Source organism: Nostoc mirabile CHAB5784, from assembly GCF_020829645.1.
Classification (GTDB): Bacteria; Cyanobacteriota; Cyanobacteriia; order Cyanobacteriales; family Nostocaceae; genus Nostoc; species Nostoc mirabile.
Genome location: NZ_JAIVFS010000263.1, coordinates 1 through 2,893, shown reverse-complemented (window position 1 = coordinate 2,893; position 2,893 = coordinate 1). Strand labels below are relative to the sequence as shown.

The 2,893-nt window shown below is 39.7% G+C and carries 3 protein-coding genes and 1 pseudogene; 2 read left to right on the top strand and 2 right to left on the bottom strand.

Features of this window, described 5'->3' with window-relative positions:
• Positions 1-316: 316 nt before the first annotated feature.
• Positions 317-1,215: pseudogene (locus tag LC653_RS45425) on the top strand (IS1634 family transposase); the annotation flags it as partial.
• 253 nt (positions 1,216-1,468) lie between these two features.
• On the opposite strand, the gene LC653_RS45420 reads toward LC653_RS45425, so the two are convergent.
• On the bottom strand, positions 1,469-1,738 hold the full coding sequence (locus LC653_RS45420) for a hypothetical protein (protein WP_229501780.1): 270 nt from the start codon (positions 1,736-1,738) through the stop codon (positions 1,469-1,471).
• 124 nt (positions 1,739-1,862) lie between these two features.
• Here LC653_RS45420 and LC653_RS45415 point away from each other — a divergent pair, with 124 nt between their 5' ends.
• Positions 1,863-2,234, top strand: coding sequence for a hypothetical protein (locus LC653_RS45415; RefSeq protein WP_229501779.1), 372 nt, complete (start codon positions 1,863-1,865; stop codon positions 2,232-2,234).
• 21 nt (positions 2,235-2,255) lie between these two features.
• On the opposite strand, the gene LC653_RS45410 is transcribed toward LC653_RS45415, so the two are convergent.
• On the bottom strand, positions 2,256-2,429 hold the full coding sequence (locus LC653_RS45410; RefSeq protein ID WP_229501778.1) for a hypothetical protein: 174 nt from the start codon (positions 2,427-2,429) through the stop codon (positions 2,256-2,258).
• Positions 2,430-2,893: the final 464 nt, after the last annotated feature.

The window sequence follows — 2,893 nt, the reverse complement described above, 5'->3', positions numbered from 1 at the left end:
ATAATGAATAAATTTATTTTTTTCATTAATAAATTAAGGGGCTTGTACCCTTAATGAATTAATTATTAATTACGAATTACGAATTACGAATTATTCGGTCACGATGTTGGGAATATCACGTTGGACATAATTGACTCAGAAATGGAATTCAGCGCATTACGAATTTCAGTTCTCATAGACCTAGCTTTTACTCTAATATCTGATGAATGCTCTTGTAACTTAGTCAACGAGCTATTTATTTGAGTAAGATAATTTAGCGATGATTTAATTTGCTGTACTTGCGCTTCTATAACAGCACAGTCTATCTGTGAGTTATAGGTTGGTTCAGACGCTAACTGCTGCGAAAATGCTATTAGAGGAGATGCCAGAAGTTGCGTTTAATGACAGTGCAATGCCTGGATATCGAATTGCACCAAGTTGTAGTGAATATGGTGGTGTACGACAGTCCTGGTTAGTTGTTGAAAGTCAAGCCAGAAAAGAAGCTGACCTCAAGCAGTTAGAAAAACGTTTGATTAAAAAGTTATCAGTTGCCCAATCCGAACTTCGGCAATTGCTAAATCAAGAATTCGCTTGCTCAAAAGATTCTGAAAAGCTGCACAAAGGCTCAGTTCTAAGTTGTCCTTACACCAACTGGCTAATATCCAGGTTAAGGAGATAAAAAAACATCCTGGACGTGGTAGACCAAGCAAGGATGCTTCCCCCACCTGTTACTACCAAGTTGATGCAACGCTAGAACTCAAGGAAGTAGCGATCGCTATTGAAGCCAAACGAGCTGGAAGATTTATTTTAGCAACCAATGTCCTCGATGCTGAACAACTCAGCAATGACGATGTTTTGCGGGAATACAAGGCACAGCAGTCTACTGAGCGCGGTTTTCGGTTTCTCAAAGATCCTTTATTTTTTACTTCGAGTGTATTCCTCAATTTGACTGAGCGAGTTGCTGCACTAGCAATGGTTATGGGTTTGTGCTTGCTTGTTTATAGTCTGGGTCAAAGGGCTTTACGTCAAGCTTTAGAACGGGCAAAAAAAACTATTGATAATCAGTTGGGTAAACCAACTTCTACTTCAACCTTACGTTGGGTGTTTCAATGTTTTATGTCGATTCATTTGGTTACGGTCGCCCAAATCAAACAAATTGCCAATTTAACCCATGAAAGGCAATGGATTCTCCAGTTTTTTGGTGCTCCTTGTCGAAAATATTATCTTCTTTCTTAACTAACCTGCGGAATGTGGGATGATATTATGTGACAAAGTATTTATTTTATTAAAAATAAATATAGATTTAATACAACAAATGCTTTAAAATACTCAAAAATAGATGTGTCAAATTTAATTACTTACTTGAAATTTTGACTTGCATCATTTCAATCAATTAATTTGTAAGATTGGTAATAATTTCGCTCACAGTCAGCATCTCACTGAATATAGATTTTTCAGGAAGTAGAGTACAAATGAAATAAACACTAAATTAATCCGTACCAAACTTCAAACCCCCCAGAATCTGCAATATTTCCCTCACTGCCGCCTTCTCCCGCTCCATCTCCTGAACTCCATTCAGCAGCCGCTTGGGGATATGCTTCGACGACTTGACCAAGCGATCGCCCTCACTCCAAAATTCATAATGATAGTACGCCTGTGAGTAATCCTTGCCATTCCTGGTAATCGTTCGCCAATGAATGCTCTCGCTACCTTCCCCCTTGTACCGTCGTATTTTACTAGGGTTTACTGCAATGCTCAACAGCGATAATATCGATACAATTGGGTGGTTGACAGCTTCAGCTTAACAATAGCGATTATAACTACCTGCCGCGTCAATTACTTCAATTCGGGCGAGCGCATAGACATCTTTACTAGGAAACAATATGGCAGACCTCAGCGGTAATTGGTTAGGAACTTATTGGCAAGATGACATCCCTAGTCGCTTTGAAGCAACCTTTGTTCAGAGTGGAAATACTTTCAGTGGTTCCATTTTGGATGACAACTATTTAGGAGAAGCTCAGGTCAATGGCGAGGTAATTGGGCGCACTGTCAGTTTTACTAAACGTTATTTAGTTACCTCACCTGTACCAGTTAGATATACAGGCATAGTTTCAGAAAATGAAGATTATATGCAAGGAAAGTGGAATATAGGTTTGCAGTATTCTGGTTTATGGGAAGCCCGACGCGGTGGAGAGAACCTGATTGTAGATTTACAAACTCGGCTTGAACAGCAAACTTCATTGACGATGACTTAATCGTTCGCATAAATTCCTGCCTTATCCCCAGCTTTCCTTATTGTGTAATTCTGACTCTAAAAGACTCAACAATTTCTCTTCCAAAGCTGTCAAATAAGCACGGTTCAGCTTCCCCGACGACTCCAAAAACTTTTGCACCGACTGTTCTAGCCCACTGGAATACACTCGACTAATGCGATCGCTAAAGGACTGCATCTCCTCACACTCCTGGGGCAAGTAGTTGAAGGACTTCAGGTGCTGCAACCCAATCGTGTACTCGCCATCCCAAACCCTTACGGTGCAACTAAAGTCATTTACTGCGCTGACAATAGCCCAACACCCACCCTTGCCCTTCAGATCGGGGTTATCCTTAACTAGGATTTGGCAGACACAAACTCACCTTAATCTCAGTAGGAGCTTGCTTGGCTAGCAGTTAGCAATATTGAGACTATTATACTGAATAATAAGTAAATAAATATACTGATGTGTTATTGCAAATTGAGATAGTAAAGTATTTAATAGATTAAAACAAAGCTAATGAAAAAACTATTTGCTTACGGGGGGACAAAAAGGGCTAGGATGCAGATAGAATAAGCCTCATAGCTCTCTGTCCTTGTTGGTAGTACTTACGCTTATTAGGACTTAATCTCAATAATTCGGTGACTAACTCATAGGAACTT